Annotated in this window: 17 protein-coding genes; 10 read left to right on the forward strand and 7 right to left on the reverse strand. The window is 73.2% G+C overall.

Features of this window, described 5'->3' with window-relative positions:
* Positions 1-1,787 (forward strand): helix-turn-helix domain-containing protein (locus tag AKI01S_RS26555; protein ID WP_169814023.1); only part of this gene is annotated, 1,787 nt, incomplete at its 5' end.
* Positions 1,788-1,800: 13 nt separating this feature from the next.
* Positions 1,801-2,136 (forward strand): cupin domain-containing protein, encoded by a 336-nt coding sequence (locus tag AKI01S_RS26560; protein ID WP_067823715.1) that lies wholly within the window; start codon positions 1,801-1,803, stop codon positions 2,134-2,136.
* 51 nt (positions 2,137-2,187) lie between these two features.
* Here AKI01S_RS26560 and AKI01S_RS26565 read toward each other — a convergent pair whose 3' ends face one another.
* Together AKI01S_RS26565 and AKI01S_RS26570 are read right to left on the reverse strand one after the other, a co-directional pair.
* Complete coding sequence (locus AKI01S_RS26565; RefSeq protein WP_067823718.1) at positions 2,188-2,478, reverse strand: DUF1330 domain-containing protein; 291 nt, start codon at positions 2,476-2,478, stop codon at positions 2,188-2,190.
* Between the two features lie 98 nt (positions 2,479-2,576).
* A complete protein-coding gene (locus tag AKI01S_RS26570) occupies positions 2,577-2,945 on the reverse strand; it encodes a nuclear transport factor 2 family protein (protein ID WP_067823721.1) in 369 nt (122 codons plus the stop codon).
* A gap of 374 nt (positions 2,946-3,319) precedes the next feature.
* On the opposite strand from AKI01S_RS26570, the gene AKI01S_RS26575 reads away from it, so the two are divergent.
* Positions 3,320-4,042, forward strand: coding sequence for a C39 family peptidase (locus AKI01S_RS26575; protein WP_157420164.1), 723 nt, complete (start codon positions 3,320-3,322; stop codon positions 4,040-4,042).
* 176 nt (positions 4,043-4,218) lie between these two features.
* Here AKI01S_RS26575 and AKI01S_RS26580 read toward each other — a convergent pair whose 3' ends face one another.
* Positions 4,219-5,079, reverse strand: coding sequence for a helix-turn-helix transcriptional regulator (locus AKI01S_RS26580; RefSeq protein ID WP_067823727.1), 861 nt, complete (start codon positions 5,077-5,079; stop codon positions 4,219-4,221).
* A gap of 169 nt (positions 5,080-5,248) precedes the next feature.
* Between AKI01S_RS26580 and AKI01S_RS26585 the strand changes: the two genes are divergently transcribed.
* The 3 genes from AKI01S_RS26585 to glmS all read left to right on the forward strand — a co-directional run bounded on the left by AKI01S_RS26585 (position 5,249) and on the right by glmS (position 8,329).
* Positions 5,249-6,028 carry an NAD(P)H-dependent oxidoreductase gene (locus AKI01S_RS26585; protein ID WP_067823730.1) on the forward strand — a complete coding sequence of 260 codons (780 nt, stop codon included), beginning with the start codon at positions 5,249-5,251 and terminating at the stop codon, positions 6,026-6,028.
* A gap of 211 nt (positions 6,029-6,239) precedes the next feature.
* Positions 6,240-6,500 carry a hypothetical protein gene (locus tag AKI01S_RS26590; protein WP_245681786.1) on the forward strand — a complete coding sequence of 87 codons (261 nt, stop codon included), beginning with the start codon at positions 6,240-6,242 and terminating at the stop codon, positions 6,498-6,500.
* Between the two features lie 26 nt (positions 6,501-6,526).
* Complete coding sequence (gene glmS / locus AKI01S_RS26595) at positions 6,527-8,329, forward strand: glutamine--fructose-6-phosphate transaminase (isomerizing) (RefSeq protein ID WP_245681787.1); 1,803 nt, start codon at positions 6,527-6,529, stop codon at positions 8,327-8,329.
* A gap of 60 nt (positions 8,330-8,389) precedes the next feature.
* On the opposite strand, the gene AKI01S_RS26600 is transcribed toward glmS, so the two are convergent.
* Together AKI01S_RS26600 and AKI01S_RS26605 are read right to left on the reverse strand one after the other, a co-directional pair.
* Positions 8,390-9,004: an HAD family hydrolase gene (locus tag AKI01S_RS26600; protein ID WP_369688743.1), complete on the reverse strand. Its 615-nt coding sequence runs from the start codon at positions 9,002-9,004 to the stop codon at positions 8,390-8,392.
* Between the two features lie 140 nt (positions 9,005-9,144).
* Positions 9,145-9,678 carry a DUF1707 SHOCT-like domain-containing protein gene (locus AKI01S_RS26605; RefSeq protein WP_169814024.1) on the reverse strand — a complete coding sequence of 178 codons (534 nt, stop codon included), beginning with the start codon at positions 9,676-9,678 and terminating at the stop codon, positions 9,145-9,147.
* A 237-nt stretch (positions 9,679-9,915) separates the two neighbouring features.
* On the opposite strand from AKI01S_RS26605, the gene AKI01S_RS26610 reads away from it, so the two are divergent.
* Together AKI01S_RS26610 and AKI01S_RS26615 are read left to right on the forward strand one after the other, a co-directional pair.
* Positions 9,916-10,632, forward strand: coding sequence for a DedA family protein (locus tag AKI01S_RS26610; protein WP_084000285.1), 717 nt, complete (start codon positions 9,916-9,918; stop codon positions 10,630-10,632).
* Positions 10,633-10,722: 90 nt separating this feature from the next.
* Positions 10,723-11,649, forward strand: coding sequence for a phosphatase PAP2 family protein (locus AKI01S_RS26615; RefSeq protein WP_084000286.1), 927 nt, complete (start codon positions 10,723-10,725; stop codon positions 11,647-11,649).
* Positions 11,650-11,773: 124 nt separating this feature from the next.
* On the opposite strand, the gene AKI01S_RS26620 is transcribed toward AKI01S_RS26615, so the two are convergent.
* Both AKI01S_RS26620 and AKI01S_RS52660 read right to left on the reverse strand, forming a co-directional pair.
* On the reverse strand, positions 11,774-12,436 hold the full coding sequence (locus tag AKI01S_RS26620) for a response regulator (protein ID WP_067823742.1): 663 nt from the start codon (positions 12,434-12,436) through the stop codon (positions 11,774-11,776).
* Positions 12,437-12,522: 86 nt separating this feature from the next.
* Positions 12,523-14,286, reverse strand: coding sequence for a sensor histidine kinase (locus AKI01S_RS52660; protein ID WP_067823746.1), 1,764 nt, complete (start codon positions 14,284-14,286; stop codon positions 12,523-12,525).
* A 177-nt stretch (positions 14,287-14,463) separates the two neighbouring features.
* Between AKI01S_RS52660 and AKI01S_RS26630 the strand changes: the two genes are divergently transcribed.
* Both AKI01S_RS26630 and AKI01S_RS26635 read left to right on the forward strand, forming a co-directional pair.
* Complete coding sequence (locus AKI01S_RS26630; protein WP_067823749.1) at positions 14,464-15,855, forward strand: sensor histidine kinase; 1,392 nt, start codon at positions 14,464-14,466, stop codon at positions 15,853-15,855.
* Positions 15,852-16,517 carry a response regulator gene (locus AKI01S_RS26635; RefSeq protein WP_067823751.1) on the forward strand — a complete coding sequence of 222 codons (666 nt, stop codon included), beginning with the start codon at positions 15,852-15,854 and terminating at the stop codon, positions 16,515-16,517. The genes AKI01S_RS26630 and AKI01S_RS26635 overlap by 4 nt, the downstream gene beginning before the upstream one ends.
* Positions 16,518-16,570 lie beyond the last annotated feature (53 nt).

A 16,570-nucleotide genomic window follows, 5' to 3' on the forward strand; every position in this document is an offset into this window, starting at 1 on the left:
CCACCGGCCCCGACCGGCAGGCCGCCGCCGCGCTGGAGCACACCGCCTCCCGGGCCCGGGAACGCAGCGGGTACCAGGCCGCGGCGGCCGCCTACGAACGCGCGGCCCGCCTGAGCGCCGACCCCGCCGAACGAGCCCGCCGCGAGGCCCTGGCCGCCGAGGCCGCCCTGGAGACCGGCGACCTGGAACGGGCCGGTGACCTGGGCCGCCGCGCAGCACGCACCGACACGGCCCAGGCCGGTGCGGCTCCGGGTGTGCGGGCCCGGCTGGCGCAGGTCCAGGCGCTCGCCGACTTTTGGAAGGGCGACCATCCGGCCGCCCACCGGCGGCTGCTGGAGGGCGCCGCGCTCCTTGACGACACCGGCTCGGCCCAGGCCGCCGAGATGCTGATCCAGGCCACGCACACCTCCTGGTACCTGGGGGAACGGCAGCTGGCGGCGACCCTGGAGCGGCTGTCGGCGCTGCCGCTGGCCGACGCCGACCCCCTGGCGCCGGTCGCCCGCTTCCTGGTGCACCTGCTGAACCCCGGACCGGACACGGGGCAGGACACGGGGCAGGGTCCTGGCCGGTCCCAGCCCCCGCCGCTGGGCGAGACGCTGGAGGCGGTGCGCCGCCGCGGCCAGGTGTCGGACCAGACCCTGCTGATCCTGTGCGGGGCGGCGCTGGCCCGGGGCCAGGACGCCGACGCCTACCAGCTGGCGACCACGCTGGCGGCCGGGCACCGGGCGCGCGGCGGGGCCGGGCGGCTCCCCACGGTGCTGTTCTTCATGGCCGAGGGCGAGGTGTTCACCGGACGCCACCTGGACGCGCTCACCACCGCGACCGAGGCGCTGGGCCTGGCCCACGACACCGGGCAGCGGCAGTGGGTCAGCCAGTTCACCAGCGTGCTGGCCTACCTGGCGGCGGCCAAGGGCGACGAGCAGGCCTGCCGGCGACACGCCGAGGCCGCGCTGGCGGGGGCGGCCGCCGCAGTGACCTCCCCGGGCGCGCCCTGGGCCTACTGGTCACTGGGCCTGCTGGAGCTGGGACTGGGACGCGCCGAAGCCGCCCTGGCCCGTTTTGAGCGCCTGGCCCGCGAACCGATGCGCCACCACATCTGCGCCACCCGCTCCACCCCCGACCTGGTGGAGTCGGCGGTACGGGTCGGAGCGCCCGAACGCGCCGCCGAACCGCTGGCGCGTTTCGAACGGTGGGCCGCCTCGGCCCGCCAGCCCTGGGCCCAGGCGCTGGTCCTGCGCTGCCGGGGCCTGCTCAGCACCGACGAGCAGGCCGAGCAGGCCTATACGGCGGCGCTGGAACTGCACGACCAGGACAGCCGTCCGCTGGAATACGCCAGAACGGCCCTGCTGTACGGGGAGTGGCTGCGCCGGGCGCGCCGCAAGGCCGAGGCGCGGGGCCTGCTGAACGGCGCGCTGGAGGTCTTCGACCGCCTGGGCATGGAGCCCTGGGCCGAACGGGCCCGCAGCGAGCTCACCGCGACCGGCGCCCCCGACCGCGGACCGCGCACCGGGGACGGCCGAGGAGGGCAAAGCGGGAAAGTTGGGCCAGGTGGGCAAGGTAAGCAAGGTGGGCCAGGCCGAGGCGGGGCGGGGGTGGCGGCCGCGCTCACCCCGCAGGAGTTGCAGATCGTGCGGCTGGCCGCGCAGGGCCTGTCCAACCGGGACATCGCCGCGCAGCTGTTCCTCAGCCACCGCACGGTCGGCTACCACCTGTACAAGGCCTATCCCAAGCTGGGCGTGGCCTCCCGCGGCGAACTGAAGGATCTTGCCGCCGATCTGGGACTGTGAGTACCTTGACCCGATGACCACGCCCGAACAGGTCCTGCCCGGACAGATACTGCCGGTCGACGTCGACGCCGTCCCCGCCGTCGAGATCGGCCCGGGAATTCACGTGCGGATGCTCCCGGGAATGGAGGGGATCAGGACCTGGGTCATCGACCTGGCGCCCGGCGCCGAGTGGCCCGACCTCGACGTCCACGACACCTACGGGGAGGCCTACTTCGTGGTCCGGGGCGAACTGATCGAGGGCGACCGCGTCCACGGCCCCGGGACCTACGTCGCGTTCGGGGCCAACACGAGCCACCGGCCCCGCTCGGAGACCGGTGTGCGCGCCTTCGGCTTCAACTACGACGTGTGACCGGCCAGGCGGCCCGGATGGGCCCGGATGGGCCCAAGCGGCGCGGCCCGGTCACACACCCTCGACGATGATCAGATCACCCTCCAGATGGTCCGTGCGCAGCGGAAGGATCTCCTGGTAGGCGGCCGAGTCGTAGAACCCGCGCGCCTGCTCCATGGACGGGAACTCCACCAGCACCACATCGCCCGGCCAGACCCCCTCCCGCACGTCGACCTCACCGCCGCGCACGATGAACCGGCCGGAGAACGGCCGCAGAGCCACCTCGACCTTCTCCTTGTACTCCAGCACGTCGGGGTGGATCTCCTCGGGCCTGCGCAGGTGCGCCAGCATGTACGCGGTCATCGTTCCTCCAAAAGACGGTCGGTTGGTCGGGCGGTTCCTGGGTGGCCTGTGCCGAGCCGAGGCAGGGCGATGCAGGGCGAGGCAGGGCGAGGCGAAGGTCAGGCTCCGGTCGGCACCTTGTCGAGGAAGCCGAGCACCTGGCTGATGCGGCCGTCGTCGTCGATGACCGCGACGTCGAACCCGATGGCGACCGGCTCGGCCCCCTCCGGCCCCAGGTGCCAGGTGAAGCGGGCGATGTCGTGGTGGGCGTCGACGGTCCCGGCCAGGCTGAACACCAGCCCGCCGAACTGGCCCTGGACCGCCGCGATCGTCGCGTCCAGGCCGTCGCGGCCCCGCACCGACACCAGCGGGTCGGTGTAGGTGGCGTCCTCGGCGAACACCTCCGCCAGCGCCGCCCGCCGCGCCTGGGCGTCGGTGAGGTTCCAGGCGGCGAGGTAGCTCTGGACCAGCTCGTTGATGTCGCTCATGTGCTTTCCCCTTCGTGGTCGTTCGTCTTGACCACAAAGCTAGGCAGCCGCCGACAACGGGGAATCTGTCGTGCTTAGGTACTTCAACGTCCCAGTCGCATCGCGCCCGGATCCGCCGGTCCGGCGCGGGCCTGGCAGGGCGCGGCGGGACCCCCCGCACCGGCGGGCGCAGGCCTCACGCGGTCGCACAAGGAACGCCCGCCGCCCGGCGACCCGGGCCCCGGCCTCACCGCCGGTAGTTCCCGAGGCCTATGCGAGGGCGACGAAGATAGCCCCTACGCGCCTATCGGCGCAGAGCCCCAGATCGCCATAGTCCTTCTGGGCTCCAACCGGCCTTCAACCGCCCACCACACCCCCCTCCCCCTGGAGAGAACATGGCGCGTGCCTCCACCCGCATAGCCTCCGTGCTCGTCGCCGCGGGCGTCGCGACGGCCACCCCGTCGATCGCCTTCGCCGCCCCGCAGGCCCCCACCGCCAAGGCTCCCGCCACCCAGGCGGCGACCGTGCAGGCGCCGGCCGCGCCCCAGCACAACTGGAAGATCCTCTGGGAGCCGCCGTCGGACGAGGTCACCGCGGCGGCCTACTGGAAGAGCATGAGCATCAAGGGCCAGCGGCAGAAGAAGGGCAACTGGTGCGGCCCGGCCGCGGCCGCCAGCGCCCTGAGCTACCACGCCAAGGTCGGCAGCGGCACGCAGAGCTTCCTCGCGAAGAAGATGGCGACCAACAAGATCGGCTTCACCTCGCCGATCGCCATGGGCCGCGAGATGACCAACTACATCAACAAGGCCTGGAAGACCAAGGGCACCAAGTACAAGGCCCACCGCAGCGTCAAGAACCCCACCCTGTGGAACGCGACGCGCTACTCCTACTTCCGCGGCCAGGGGCCGCTGGTCCTCACCGTCTACGCCAAGAAGAGCTGGTACCCCAAGGCCGGCAAGGCGGTCGCCCACTACGTGGTGATCTACGGCTTCGACGACACCACCAACTGGAACGAGTCGACCTACCTGATCTGGGACCCCGCCCACGGCAAGCGCAAGCTCAAGGCCACGCAGTGGGAGAAGATCGCCTACGCCGGCAAGCTCGTCGTCAGGTGGTAGACACCCCTGTCCCCCACCCTGCATGACCAACGGCCCGTCCAGACCCTCACCGGACGGGCCGTTCGTCATCCCTGCGCACAACGCCACGCCACAACGCCACGCCACCGCGCGTTCCGCCACCGCGCGGACGCCGATCACGCCCGGTGTGCGTCGCCCCGGCCGGGATTCACCTCCGCTCAGGCGACCGGGTCGCCAGCCCGAGCGGGATCACCGGTGGCGCCGAGGCTGGCCAGCAGGCGGAGGTTGTCGTGGGCGGCGGTGCCGAAGGCGGCCGACTGCACGATCAGTTCGGTGCCGGTGCCGGTGCCGTCGGGGAGGGCGAAGTTCTCCTGGTGCAGCTCCAGGTAGCCGACCAAGGTGTGGTGGTAGGCCTTGCGGCCGTGGGTGCGGGTGCGGACATCGGCACGTGCCCAGAGTTGGCGAAAGCGCGGGCTGCGCATGGCCAGTTCGCCGATGAGGGAGGCCAGCTCGGGATCGTCGGGGTGGCGCCCGGCCGACAGGCGCAGATGGCCGACGGCGTCCAGGGCGCAGTCCTCCCAGTCGGCGAACAGCGCGCGCCCCTGCTCGGTCAGGAACAGGTGCCGGGCGAGGTTCAGCCCCTGCGCGGGCCGGCCGTACAGCAGGTCGGCCAGCCGGTTGGCGGCCAGCACCGTCAGACGGTGGTCGATCAGGAACGCCGGGGCGTCGGCGACCAGGTGCAGCACCCGCAGCAACTCGGGGCGCGGCCGCGCCGCCGACGGCCGCTGCGGCGCGTGCGCCGGCCGGTGGGCGAGCCGGTGGGCGAGCCGGTGCAGATGCTCGCGTTCCACCCCGTCCAGCCCGAGCACCCGCGCCAGCGCGTCCAGGACCTGCGCCGAAGGCCGGCGGGCCCGCCCCTGCTCCAGGCGGATGTAGTAGTCGACGCTCACCCCCGCCAGGTGCGCCACCTCCTCACGCCGCAGCCCGCTGACGCGGCGGCGCGAATCGGCGGGGATGCCGACGCTCTCGGGACGGACCCGGGCTCGCCGTGTGCGCAGGAAGTCAGCCAGATCGTCCATCGCTCCAGTATCGGTGCCGCGTCCCCGCGCCGGGTGGCCCTGCCGGTACCAGGAAGTCCGGACCTACGGGGCAAGCGTCCCTGAATCGCACCGTCCGCGCCCACAAGGATCGAGACCACATCGAGGCCACATCGACCTCGATCGACCTTGATCGACCTCAGGAGCGGATATGAAAGTCTTCATCGTGCACGCCCACCCCGAGCGGCGGTCGCTGAACGGCGCGCTCACCGACATCGCGGTGGACACCCTGACCGCCGCGGGCCACCAGGTGAAGGTCAGCGACCTGTACGCGATGCGCTGGAAGTCCACCATCGACGCCGACGACTTCGGCGCCGCCGCCTCCCGCCCGCTGGATGCGGTCCGCGATTCCGGGCGCGCCTACCGGGCCGGTGCGCTCACCGCCGACATCCGCGCCGAACAGGACAAGCTGCGGTGGGCCGACACCGTGATCCTGCAGTTCCCGCTGTGGTGGTACACGATGCCCGCGATCCTCAAGGGCTGGGTGGACCGCGTGTTCACCCACGGGTTCGGCTACGGCGTGGGCGAGCACAACGACACGCGCTATGGCGACCGCTTCGGCGAAGGCGTCCTGCAGGGCAAGCGCGCCCTGGTGTCGGTGACGGTCGGCGGCCCCGAGTCCCACTACTCCGACCGCGGCATCAACGGCCCGATCGACGACCTGCTGTACCCGATCCAGCACGGCATCCTCTACCACCCCGGCATGCAGGTGCTGCCGCCGTTCGTGCTGTACCGCACGGTGCGGATGACGCCCGAGGCCTTCGCGGACGCGGCCGGGCAGTGGAGGAAGCGGCTGCTGACCCTGGAGGACACCGACCCCGTCCCGTACCGCCGCCAGAACGGTGGCGACTATGAGATGCCGTCGGTGCGGCTCCGCGAGGGACTGGAGGCGCCGGGCCGCAGCGGTTTCGGTCTGCACCTGCAGGCCTGACCCATCAAGGATCCCAGCGGGCACGGAACGCCGGGGCCCGTCACGACGCCGCCCGCCGGGTCTCGGCGATCGCCGTGAAGGGCGAGCCGGAGAACTCCCGGAGCCCTGGCGGCGTCATAGAAGGTGGGTTCGGAACTCCGCAAAGGCTGATCTTGCCCGATTTCGGGCAGGATCGTTGGTTTTCGCGGGGACGGCTGGTCATACTCGGCGGGTGCTGCATGAGGACCTCATCGATCATCTGACCCGGACCAGTCCGCTCAGCGCCGGCGAGGCGGCGCGGGTGGTGGCCGACGTGCTGGCCTACTTCGGTGAGCCGGTGGAGGTGTTCGTGCGGCGCAGGCACGCCGAACTGCAGGCCAAGGGGCTGACCAACGCCGAGATCTTCCGGCGGGTGGCGGCCGAGCTGGCGGCGCGCCGGGTCGCGCCGCCGCAGCTGAGCGAACGGCAGTTGCGGCGCATCGTCTACGGATGAGGGGTTGAGGGAACGTGTGCGGGATCGTGGCGTATGTGGGGTCGCAGGACGCGGTGCCGATCGTGCTGGAGGGACTGCAGCGGCTGGAGTACCGGGGATATGACTCGGCGGGCCTGGCGGTGCTGGGACGCGGCGGGGCGCTGAAGGTGCGCAAGGCCAAGGGCCGGGTGCGCGAGTGCGCCGAAGGGCTGCCGGCACGGTTCAAGGGGCCGGTGGGGATCGGGCACACCCGGTGGGCGACCCACGGCGAGCCCAGCGACGCCAACGCCCACCCCCACGTGTCGGGCACGGTGGCGGTGGTCCACAACGGGGTGATCGAGAACGCCGAGGAACTGCGCGCCAAGCTGGAGGCCCAGGGGGTGGAGTTCTCCTCCGAGACCGACTCGGAGGTGCTGGCGCACCTGATCGCCACCTCCGGCGTCCAGGACCTGGCCGAGGCGGTGCGGTCGTCGCTGACGCAGGTGGTGGGGACCTACGGGATCGCGGTGATCGACGCGGCGCGGCCCGGTGAGTGCGTGGTGGCCCGCAACGGCTCGCCGGTGGTGCTGGGGCTGGGCGACCGCGAGATGTACGCGGCCTCGGACGTGGCGGCGCTGGTGGGGCACACCCGCCAGGTGGTGCACCTGGACGACGGTGAGCTGGCGGTGCTGTCGGCCTCGGGCTACCGGACGTTCACGCTGGAGGCCACCGCGACGGTCAAGCAGCCCTCGCGGCTGGAGGGCGAGGCCCAAGCCTACGAGATGGGCGGGCACGCGCACTTCATGGCCAAGGAGATCTCCGAGCAGCCCGAGGTGGTGCGGCGGGCCCTGCGGGGCCGGCTGGACGGGCGCTTCCACACCGCCCACCTGGGCGGGCTGAACCTGGAGGCGCGCGAGGCGCGCGCGATCCGCCGCGTGAAGATCATCGGATGCGGGACGGCGTACTACTCGGGACAGGTGGGCGCCCAGCTGATCGAGGAGCTGGCGCGCATCCCCGCCGACGCCGAACCGGCCTCGGAGTTCCGCTACCGCAACCCGGTCGTGGAACCCGACACGCTGTATGTGGCGGTCAGCCAGTCCGGGGAGACCTACGACACGCTGGCGGCGGTGCAGGAGCTGCGCCGCAAGGGCGGCCGGGTGCTGGGACTGGTGAACGTGGTCGGCAGCGCCATCGCCCGCGAGTGCGACGGCGGCATCTACCTGCACGCCGGACCGGAGGTGTCGGTGGCCTCCACCAAGACCTTCACCGCCACCGGAGTGGCGTTCGCGTTGCTGGCGCTGTACCTGGGACGGATCCGCGACCTGTCACCGGCCGAGGGGGCGCGCATCGCGGCCGGGCTGCGGGCGCTGCCCGAGCAGATCGAGCAGGTGCTGGCCCAGCAGGAGCACATCGCGCGGGTGGCGCGGGAACTGGCCGAACACCGGGCGGCGTTCTTCATCGGCCGGGTACGGGGCTTCCCGGTGGCGCGCGAGGGCGCCCAGAAACTGAAGGAGATCTCCTACCTGCACGCCGAGGCCTACCCGGCCAGCGAACTCAAGCACGGCCCGCTGGCGCTGATCGACCCGGGACTGCCGACGGTGGCGGTGCTGCCCGACGACGAGCTGCGCGACAAGAACCTCACCACGCTGGGAGAGATCGCGGCCCGGCGCGGCCGCACGATCGTGGTGGCGCACTCGCCGGTCCCGGGGCTGCCGCCGCAGGATGTGATCCTGGTGCCGCGCAACGAACCGGAACTGGACCCCATCCTGATGACGATCCCCCTGCAACTGCTGGCCTACCACGCGGCGTTGACGCTGGGACACGACATCGACCGGCCCCGCAACCTCGCCAAGAGCGTGACCGTCGAATAACCGTCGAACAACCCCCGCCCGCCCCCGCGCGGACACCCTGCCGCCCGCCGGAGACGGCCCTCAGGCGGGCAGCAGGGTGCGGGCCAGGCGGTAGGCCTCCCACAGGTCGGTGCCGCGGTAGTCCAGGGCCGCCAGGTCGGCCAGGTGGTGGTCGGCGTTGACGGCGACGGTGTGGGACAGGTGGCGAAACAGCGGGGCATCCGACATCGAGTCGCCGTAGGCGACGCAGTCACCGCGGGTCAGGCCGCGCGCGGCCAGCAGACCGTCGGTGAGGCGGACCTTGTCCTCGGGGGTGAGCACGTCGGCGGGCTCCAGCGGCCCGGTGAAGGGCAGCGGCGGGAAACGGGAGGCCACCACCTCGTCGAACCCCAGCCCCAGCAGATGCCGGGCGAAGAAGTCCGGGGACATGGTGATGACGGCCGAGTGCTCGCCGCGGGCACGGATGTCGGCGCACACCTCGGCGATCCCGGCCATCCAGGTCGCGCCCCGGTAGGCGGCGGCGACCTGCTCGGCGGTCAGGTCGCCCCACAGCCGGCGCAGCTCGGCCGAGAAACCACGGGTGTCCAGGGTCCCGGCGGCGAACCGGTCCTCCAGCTCGCGCAACTGCGGCAGGGTCCCCACCCGGCGCGCCACCTCCAGGCTCGCGGTGGTCCCGGTGAGCAGCGTGCCATCCATATCGAAAACGTGCAGAAACGTCACAAGACGATCATTGTGCTGGTGGAACGGTCCCAACGCGACCGCATTTCCCCTCCGGCCGGGCCGGGAACCGACCTGAACCGATCCGAACCGAACCGGCCGGAGCGCCCCCGCCGTTCCTACCGTGCCCCGCTGCCCCTGCCGCTCTTGTCGTCCTTGTCGCGCTCGGGCCACAGGGCGTAGGAGACCAGGATCGCCGCCCAGATCCCCAGCGGCCACACCGGCCAGTAGAACCGCAGCTCACCGTCCCTCAGGCAGGCGATGCCCCAGATCACCGTCATGATCAGGGCGCCGCCGCCCCAGTAGCCCCACTCGTTGAACCACTCGCGCTTGTCGGCCTCGGCCCGGGCGGCCCGGCGCGCGGCCTCGGCCCTGCGCCGGGCCGCCTGCGACTCGGGAAGGTCGGCGGTCAACGGCGCCAGATCGCCCTGGGTGACGGCGGTGGTGGCCGCCTCCAGCCGCCGGTTGTACTCCACGGTGTCCAGCGCGCCCTCGGCCAGGGCGTCGCCCAGCCGCTCGATCACGACGTTGCGGTCGCTGTCGGAGGCGCGGATCCGCAAGGGCCCTCCACCGGACCGGTCGAGGGGCCGGTCGGCGGATCCGGCGGATCCGGCGGGAGCGGTCGGCGGGGTCGGATCGGGCTGCTGGTCCATCGGCGGCTCTTCCTGGCGTGCGGTCCACGGCCGCCGAACGGAACCGACGCCCTGCTGATCGGCGATCGGCTCGGCGGCGTCTCCAGCATCACACGCGGCCGCGGCCGCAGCGTCCTCCAGGGCGACGAAGCGGCCGTACATCCTTCGGAGGAGGGGGGCACCCCCTACCGAAGGTGGGGGGTGCACACGACCGAAGTCCGATGCGCCCACCCCGTCCTGATTCCTAAGCTCCTCCGCATGGATGCTCTTTTGGATCTTCTGGGGACGGCCGTGGCCTCGCCCTGGTTCTATCTGGCGCTGTTCGCGGTCGCCGCGATCGACGGGTTCTTCCCCGTGGTGCCCAGCGAAAGCCTGGTGATCACCGCGGGCGTGTATGCGGTGTCGGGACAGCCCGACCCGTTCGCGGTCGTCGCGGTCGCGGCGCTGGGGGCGTTCGTCGGCGACCACATCTCCTTCCTGATGGGCCGCGCCGGAGGCGGACGGCTGGCACGGTGGCTGCGACCCGGAACCCGGCGGCACCGCGCGGTCGAATGGGCCAAGGCCACCCTGGCCGAACGCGGCGGACTGATCCTGGTGGTGGCCCGCTACGTGCCCGGCGGCCGCACCGCGGTCACGATGACGATGGGCCTGACCGGCTACCGGGCCCGCTCGTTCACCTTCTTCGCCACGATCGCGGCGATCAGCTGGGCGGTGTACGGGACCGTCCTTGGCTATGTGGGCGGCGCGGCCTTCGAACACGACCCGATCCGCGGCCTGGCGCTGGGCCTGGGCCTGGCGATCGGCGTGACGGTCGTGGTGGAGGCCGTGCGGTGGTGGCGTGCCCGCCGACGCCGGGCCGCCGGTGCGCAGGACACCGGCAGCGCCGACATCGCCGACGAGACCAGCGCAACCGACCAGAGAGATGATCAAGCCGCCCTGACCCCCGCGAACATGACATCCTCGACAAAGTCGTGAACATAGAGTGAACGATGCGGCCGTCTCCGGGGATCCAACAGGTGAACGACCCCGACGGCGGGGCGGCCGTTTTCGAGCGTGAGGGAGAGTATGCAAGCGCCAGACTTCAGTGCCGACTGGTACCGCAGCATCACCGAATGGGCCCACGGCATGCCGTCGTGGACCCACCCGGTGGCCGAGGTCGGCACCGATGCGGGGCTGCTGTTGTTCGCCGCGTTGTTCGTGGTGGGCTGGTGGCGGGCCCGCACCGCCGACTCGCGGGCGATGGGCCTGGCGCTGCTGGCCCCGGTGGGAATGGTCACCGCCTACCTGACCAGCGAGATCTCCAAGAGCTTCCTGCAGGAGGAACGCCCCTGCCGCGCGGTCGCGCACGCGATGAACATCGCCGCCTGCCCCGCCTACGGCGACTGGTCGTTCCCCAGCAACCACTCCACCATCGCCGCCGCCTCGGCCGCCGCGATCGTGGTGGCCTGGCGCAGGATGGCGCCGCTGGTGCTGCCGCTGGCGGCGCTGATGGCCTTCTCCCGGGTGTACGTGGGGGTCCACTACCCCCACGACGTCGCCGCCGGGTACCTGCTGGGCGTGATCGTGGCGCCCGTGGTGGCGCTGCTGCTGGTCCGGCTGGTCGCGCCGCTGGTGACGACACTGCGCCGCATGCCGGTCGGGGTCCTGCTGCTCGGCCCCGCCCCCGCCGCCGTCGCGGCCACCGGCCCCGGTGCGGGCCCCATGACACACGGACCGGCGCACGGACCGGTACACGGGTCGGTACACGGCCAGGCGCACGGGTCGGCGCACGGTCGGGGGCCGTCGGGTCAGGGGCCGCTCGGCGCGCCCGGCCGCGGCTGGAACGACCACGACAACCCGGCCGCGGTGACCATGCCGGACGTGCTGGGCGGCATCCCCGCGCCCCAGCGGCCCGCCCCGCCCCAGCCCGGCCAGCACCCCCAGCCGGTCCACCCTCCCCAGAGCGGTCACGCCCCCCAGGCCGGAGGACGGCACCGCCGCCCACCCGCCTGACCTCGCACCCGCCTGACCCCGCACCCGCCACCTTGACACCCCACGGGCCGTGGTCACCGACCGACATCGGTGACCACGGCCCGTCCAACCTTTCCCCGCCCCGGCCCCACCGGTCGCCGGCGGATCAGTCCTTCCTGTGGGTCAGCCCGGCCTCGTACGCCACGATCGCGGCCTGCACCCGGTTGCGGACCTCCAGCCGCGTCAGGATCGCGCTGACATAGGCCTTCACCGTGCCCTCCACCACCCGCAGCCGCTCGGCGATCTCGGCGTTGGACAGGCCCTCGCCCACCAGCCCCAGCACCTGCCGCTCCCGCGGGGTGAGCGCCGCCACCCGCCGCCGCGCCGCCGCGTCCCGCGCCATCCGCCCGCCCCCGTCCAGCCGCCGGATCACCTGATGGGCCACCTGCGGCGACAGATAGGCCGCTCCCCCGGCCACCGCGTGCACCCCGGCCAGCAGCTCGCGCGGATCCCCCGACTTCAACAGGAAACCGCTGGCCCCACCGGCCAACGCGCGGGCGATGTACTCGTCCTCCCCGAACGTCGTCAACATGACCACCCGGGTGCCGGGGGCGACCCGGCCCAGCTCGGCCGCCGCCGCCAACCCGTCCAGCCGGGGCATCCGGATGTCCAGCAACGCCACATCGGGCCGGTGCGCCAACACCGACTCCACCGCCTGGTGCCCGTCGGCGGCCTCGGCGACCACCTCGATCCGCGGATCGGACTCCAGGATCGCCCGCACCCCCGCCCGGATCATCGCCTCGTCGTCGGCCAGCAGCACCCGGACCATCCCGTCCCCTCCCCAACGTTCACCATCACCAGCCCTACCACCAGCCCTACCACCGGTCCTGTCACCAGCCCTGTCACCGGCCCCGGTCACCGCGTTCCGTCCGATCGCGGGTCCTGGTCGTCGCGCGGCGTCTCCACCACGGCCGTGTGGAAGGCGTCCTTGTGCGACAGCCGGTCCCCGGTGAAGCACAACCGGTAGATCATGCCCAGTCCCAGCAGGTTGGCGTCGGGCCGGTAGTACCGGCACTCGGCCCCCGGCGGCTCGGGCACCGACACCCGGTGGGCGTCGGAGCTCATCACCTGCCGGTCGGGCAGCACCGGCTGCACCCGCGCCCGCTCCTGCCCCACGTGCAGCGCCGCGAAGTCGGCCGGACGCAGCACCGAGTTCATCGTGGCGTGCACGTAGTAGCCGACCATCACCGTGGCCAGCACCGCCAGCAGCCCCGCCGGAACCATGATCACATCGGCCAGGCCGCGGCGCACCCGCCGCCGCTCCCGCGCCAGCACCAACGCCGACTCCGACACCCCGCCCGGCACCTGCGATCCCCCGGCGGCCACGCCGCCCCGGTCGGCGACCCGCGCGGGCACCTGCTCCGCTGCCTGCTCCGACGCCTGTTCTGCTGCCTGGTCTGCTGTCTGGTCGGGGTGGCGCAGCGGTGGCGTGGCGGGCAGGTCGGCCACCACCTGGAACCCGCCGTCGCCGGTCGGCCCCGCCCGCAGCGTCCCGCCCGCGACCCGGACCCGTTCGGCCAGCCCCGTCAGCCCGTGCCCGCCACCTGCCAGCACCGTCCCCTCATCGGCGGCAGGACCGTTCACGATCTCCACCCGCAGCCCGCCATGTCCGTCGTGCCCGCCGTCCAGCCGCACCGCCACGGCCGCGCCCGGCGCGTGCTTGACCGCGTTGGTGATCGCCTCCTGCACCACCCGGTACACCGCCAACGCCGCCATCGGCGCCACCGCCGCGGCCGCCACCTCGCCCGCCACCTCGCCCGCCAGGGTGACCCGCACCCCCGAGGACCGGGCCCGCTGCACCAGCTCGGCGACCCCCTCCGCCACGCCCTCGGCCGCAGGACGCACCGGCCCGCCCCCCTGCGGCGCCGCTCCGGCGTCCTCCCGCAACACCCCGATGATCTCCCGCAGGTGCGCGGTCGCCTCCGCCGCGCCCGCCCGCAGCTCGGCCGCCGCCCTCCGGTGGCGCTCCTCCAGCCCTGGCGCCACCTGCAACGCCCCCGCCCGCACCGCGATCAACGCCAGTTCGTGGCCCAGCGAGTCGTGCATCTCCTGGGCGATCCGCGCCCGCTCCCGCAACCGCTCCCGCTCGGCCGCGATCCGCTGCTCGCGCTCCAGCTGCTCGGCCCGCTGCCATCCGGCGTACACCAGCTGCTGGTACTGCCGCCAGGCCCGGCCCGCCAGCCACGGCAGCACCCCCAGCAGCACCAGCCACACCGTCAGCGGGAACCACACCGTCACGCTCACCCCGCGCGCCAGGTTCAGCGTCGCGCCGCCCAGCAGGATCAGCACGAACACCCACAGCACCGGCCGCGCCGCCTGCGTGCGCCGCCCCGCCAGATAGGCCATCACCGGGAAGGCGAACACGAAGTTGCCGTGCAACGGCAGCGCCAGCGACATCAGCAGCAGCGCCGCCACCGGGAACGCCCGCGCCACCAGCACCGCGGCCGCCACCATCGCCAGCCCCGCCGCCTGCGCCCACCAGGCGGCCGTCATCCGCACCGGCAGGAACGTCCCCGCCACCACCGGCACCGCCAACCCCAGCCCCAGCAGCGCATCGGCCCACACCGCGCGGCGCGACGGCCGCGCCACCGCCCCGCGCACCACCCCCACCACGTCCACCGGACCCGCCCCACCGGGGCGCACCGTACGGGAAAGGGCGTGAGGCGCCGCGCGAAGCCGGGTGACCAGGCCATCGCGCAGCCGAGCAGGGCCGTTCATGCCCGCCACGCTACAAGCGCGCGATCACCGTCGGCACTGACGAAAGTCACCCCCGGCCTCCTCCGATACGGTGGGGCCGTGACGACCCTGTGGGACCGGGTGACGCGGCGGCTGCGCGGACCGGACGCCGCTGGCACCGCCGCTGGCACCACCCCCGGCACCCCCGCCGACAGCCCCGGCGGCCCCGGCAGGGGACGCACGGGCGCCGTGACCGCCGCCGTCGACGTCACCCTGGCCGTCGTGCTCGCCATCGTCGTGCTGGCCACCTCCGCCAACGCCCAACGCCTCACCGACCGCGACCTGTGGCCCGGCGGCGTCGTCCTGATCCTGCTGGGCACCCTGATCATGGCGGTGCGGCGCCGCCACCCCGTGATCACCCTGGTCGTGCTGACCCTGGTCGTCCCGCTGTACTACCCGCTGGGCTACCCCGACGGGCCGCTGGGCGTGGTGTTCTTCGCCGCGCTGTTCAACGCCGCCGTCCACTGCCGCCCCGCCGTCCCCCTCGGCGCCGTCATCGTCATCAACGCCGCCATCCCCCTGGTCGCCTTCCTCAAGCGCGACGGCAACGGCGCCCTGGTCGACGGCCCCGCCGTGGCCTTCCTCACCGCCACCCTGCTGCTGCTGTCCGCCCTCGGCATGTACGTGCGCAACCGCCGCGCCCGCGTCCTGGCCGCCGAGGCGCGCGCCGCCGCCGCCGAACGTGACCGCGAGGAACAGGCCCAGCGCCGCGCCACCGAGGAACGCCTGCGCATCGCCCGCGAACTCCACGACGTGCTGGCCCACCAGATCTCCCTGATCAACGTGCAGGCCGGCGCCGCCCTGCACCGCCGCGACGACCCCGAACGCGCCTACGAGGCCCTGGCCACCATCAAGGCCGCCAGCAAACAGACCCTGCGCGAACTGCGCGGCGTGCTGGGCGTCCTGCGCCAGCTCGACCAGAACGACACCGAACCGGTCACGCCCGCCCCCACCCTGGACCGCCTCCAGGACCTGGCCGACCAGACCACCGCCGCGGGCCTGCACGTCGACCTGCACACCCACGACGACACCGGCACCAGCACCGGCACCGGCACCGATAGCGGCACCGGCAGCGGCGCGTCCGTGCCCGCCCCGGTCGCCCTGGCCGGCTACCGCATCGTCCAGGAAGCCCTCACCAACGCCCTACGGCACTCCGGGGCCCGCACCGCCACCGTCACCGTCCACCACACCGGCGACGCGGTCACCCTGCGGATCGACGACGACGGCACCGGCCCCACCGACCCCGCCGCCCTGGACCGCGGCAACGGCCTGCGCGGCATGGCCGAACGCGCCGCCACCGTCGGCGGCCGCCTCACCGCCGGACCCCGCCCCGGCGGCGGCTTCCGCGTCCACGCCCGCCTGCCCCTCACCGACCCCGCCGACCCCGCCGCTCCCGACCTCCCACCTGCCGAACTCCTCGAGCACGACCCCGGAAAGGACCACCAAACGTGATCCGCGTGGCACTGGCCGACGACCAGACGCTGGTGCGGGCGGGCTTCCGCTCCATCCTGGAAGGCGAGGACGACATCGCCGTCGTCGCCGAGGCCGGCAACGGCGAACAAGCCGTTCACCAGGCCCGGCAGCACCACCCCGACGTGGTGCTGATGGACATCCGCATGCCCGTCCTCGACGGCCTGGAAGCCACCCGCCGCATCATCGCCGACCCCCACCTGTCGGGCGTCAGGGTCGTCATCCTCACCACCTTCGACCTGGACGACTACGTCTACGGCGCCATCAAGGCCGGAGCCAGCGGCTTCCTGGTCAAGGACACCGAACCCCCCGAACTCATCCACGGCGTCCGCGTCGTGGCCCGCGGCGACGCCCTGCTGGCCCCCACCGTCACCCGCCGCCTGATCGCCGAGTTCGCCTCCCGCATCACCGCCCCGCCACCGGCCGCCGAACTCGACGCCCTCACCGACCGCGAACGCGAGGTCCTGCACCTGGTCGCCGCCGGACTGTCCAACGAGGAGATCGCCGCCCGCCTGGTCCTCAGCCCCGCCACCGCCAAGACCCACGTCAGCCGCATCCTGGCCAAACTCGGCGCCCGCGACCGCGCCCAACTGGTCGTCCTGGCCTACGAGACCGGCATGATCCGCCCCGGCTGGCTCGGCTGACCGGCCCCATCCCACCCAGGCCGACGTGACCCGCGCCACACCGCCGCCCCGCA

Origin of the sequence: Actinomadura kijaniata NBRC 14229, assembly GCF_001552175.1 — a bacterium.
Classification (GTDB): Bacteria; Actinomycetota; Actinomycetes; order Streptosporangiales; family Streptosporangiaceae; genus Spirillospora; species Spirillospora kijaniata.

What these genes read in the sequence shown, in the direction of transcription:
- AKI01S_RS26560 (WP_067823715.1), top strand. Translation starts at nt 1,801, where the DNA reads ATGACCACGCCCGAACAGGTCCTGCCCGGACAGATACTGCCGGTCGAC.
- AKI01S_RS26565 (WP_067823718.1), bottom strand. Translation starts at nt 2,478, where the DNA reads ATGACCGCGTACATGCTGGCGCACCTGCGCAGGCCCGAGGAGATCCAC.
- AKI01S_RS26570 (WP_067823721.1), bottom strand. Translation starts at nt 2,945, where the DNA reads ATGAGCGACATCAACGAGCTGGTCCAGAGCTACCTCGCCGCCTGGAAC.
- AKI01S_RS26575 (WP_157420164.1), top strand. Translation starts at nt 3,320, where the DNA reads ATGGCGCGTGCCTCCACCCGCATAGCCTCCGTGCTCGTCGCCGCGGGC.
- AKI01S_RS26580 (WP_067823727.1), bottom strand. Translation starts at nt 5,079, where the DNA reads ATGGACGATCTGGCTGACTTCCTGCGCACACGGCGAGCCCGGGTCCGT.
- AKI01S_RS26585 (WP_067823730.1), top strand. Translation starts at nt 5,249, where the DNA reads ATGAAAGTCTTCATCGTGCACGCCCACCCCGAGCGGCGGTCGCTGAAC.
- AKI01S_RS26600 (WP_369688743.1), bottom strand. Translation starts at nt 9,004, where the DNA reads ATGGATGGCACGCTGCTCACCGGGACCACCGCGAGCCTGGAGGTGGCG.
- AKI01S_RS26605 (WP_169814024.1), bottom strand. Translation starts at nt 9,678, where the DNA reads ATGGACCAGCAGCCCGATCCGACCCCGCCGACCGCTCCCGCCGGATCC.
- AKI01S_RS26610 (WP_084000285.1), top strand. Translation starts at nt 9,916, where the DNA reads ATGGATGCTCTTTTGGATCTTCTGGGGACGGCCGTGGCCTCGCCCTGG.
- AKI01S_RS26615 (WP_084000286.1), top strand. Translation starts at nt 10,723, where the DNA reads ATGCAAGCGCCAGACTTCAGTGCCGACTGGTACCGCAGCATCACCGAA.
- AKI01S_RS26620 (WP_067823742.1), bottom strand. Translation starts at nt 12,436, where the DNA reads ATGGTCCGGGTGCTGCTGGCCGACGACGAGGCGATGATCCGGGCGGGG.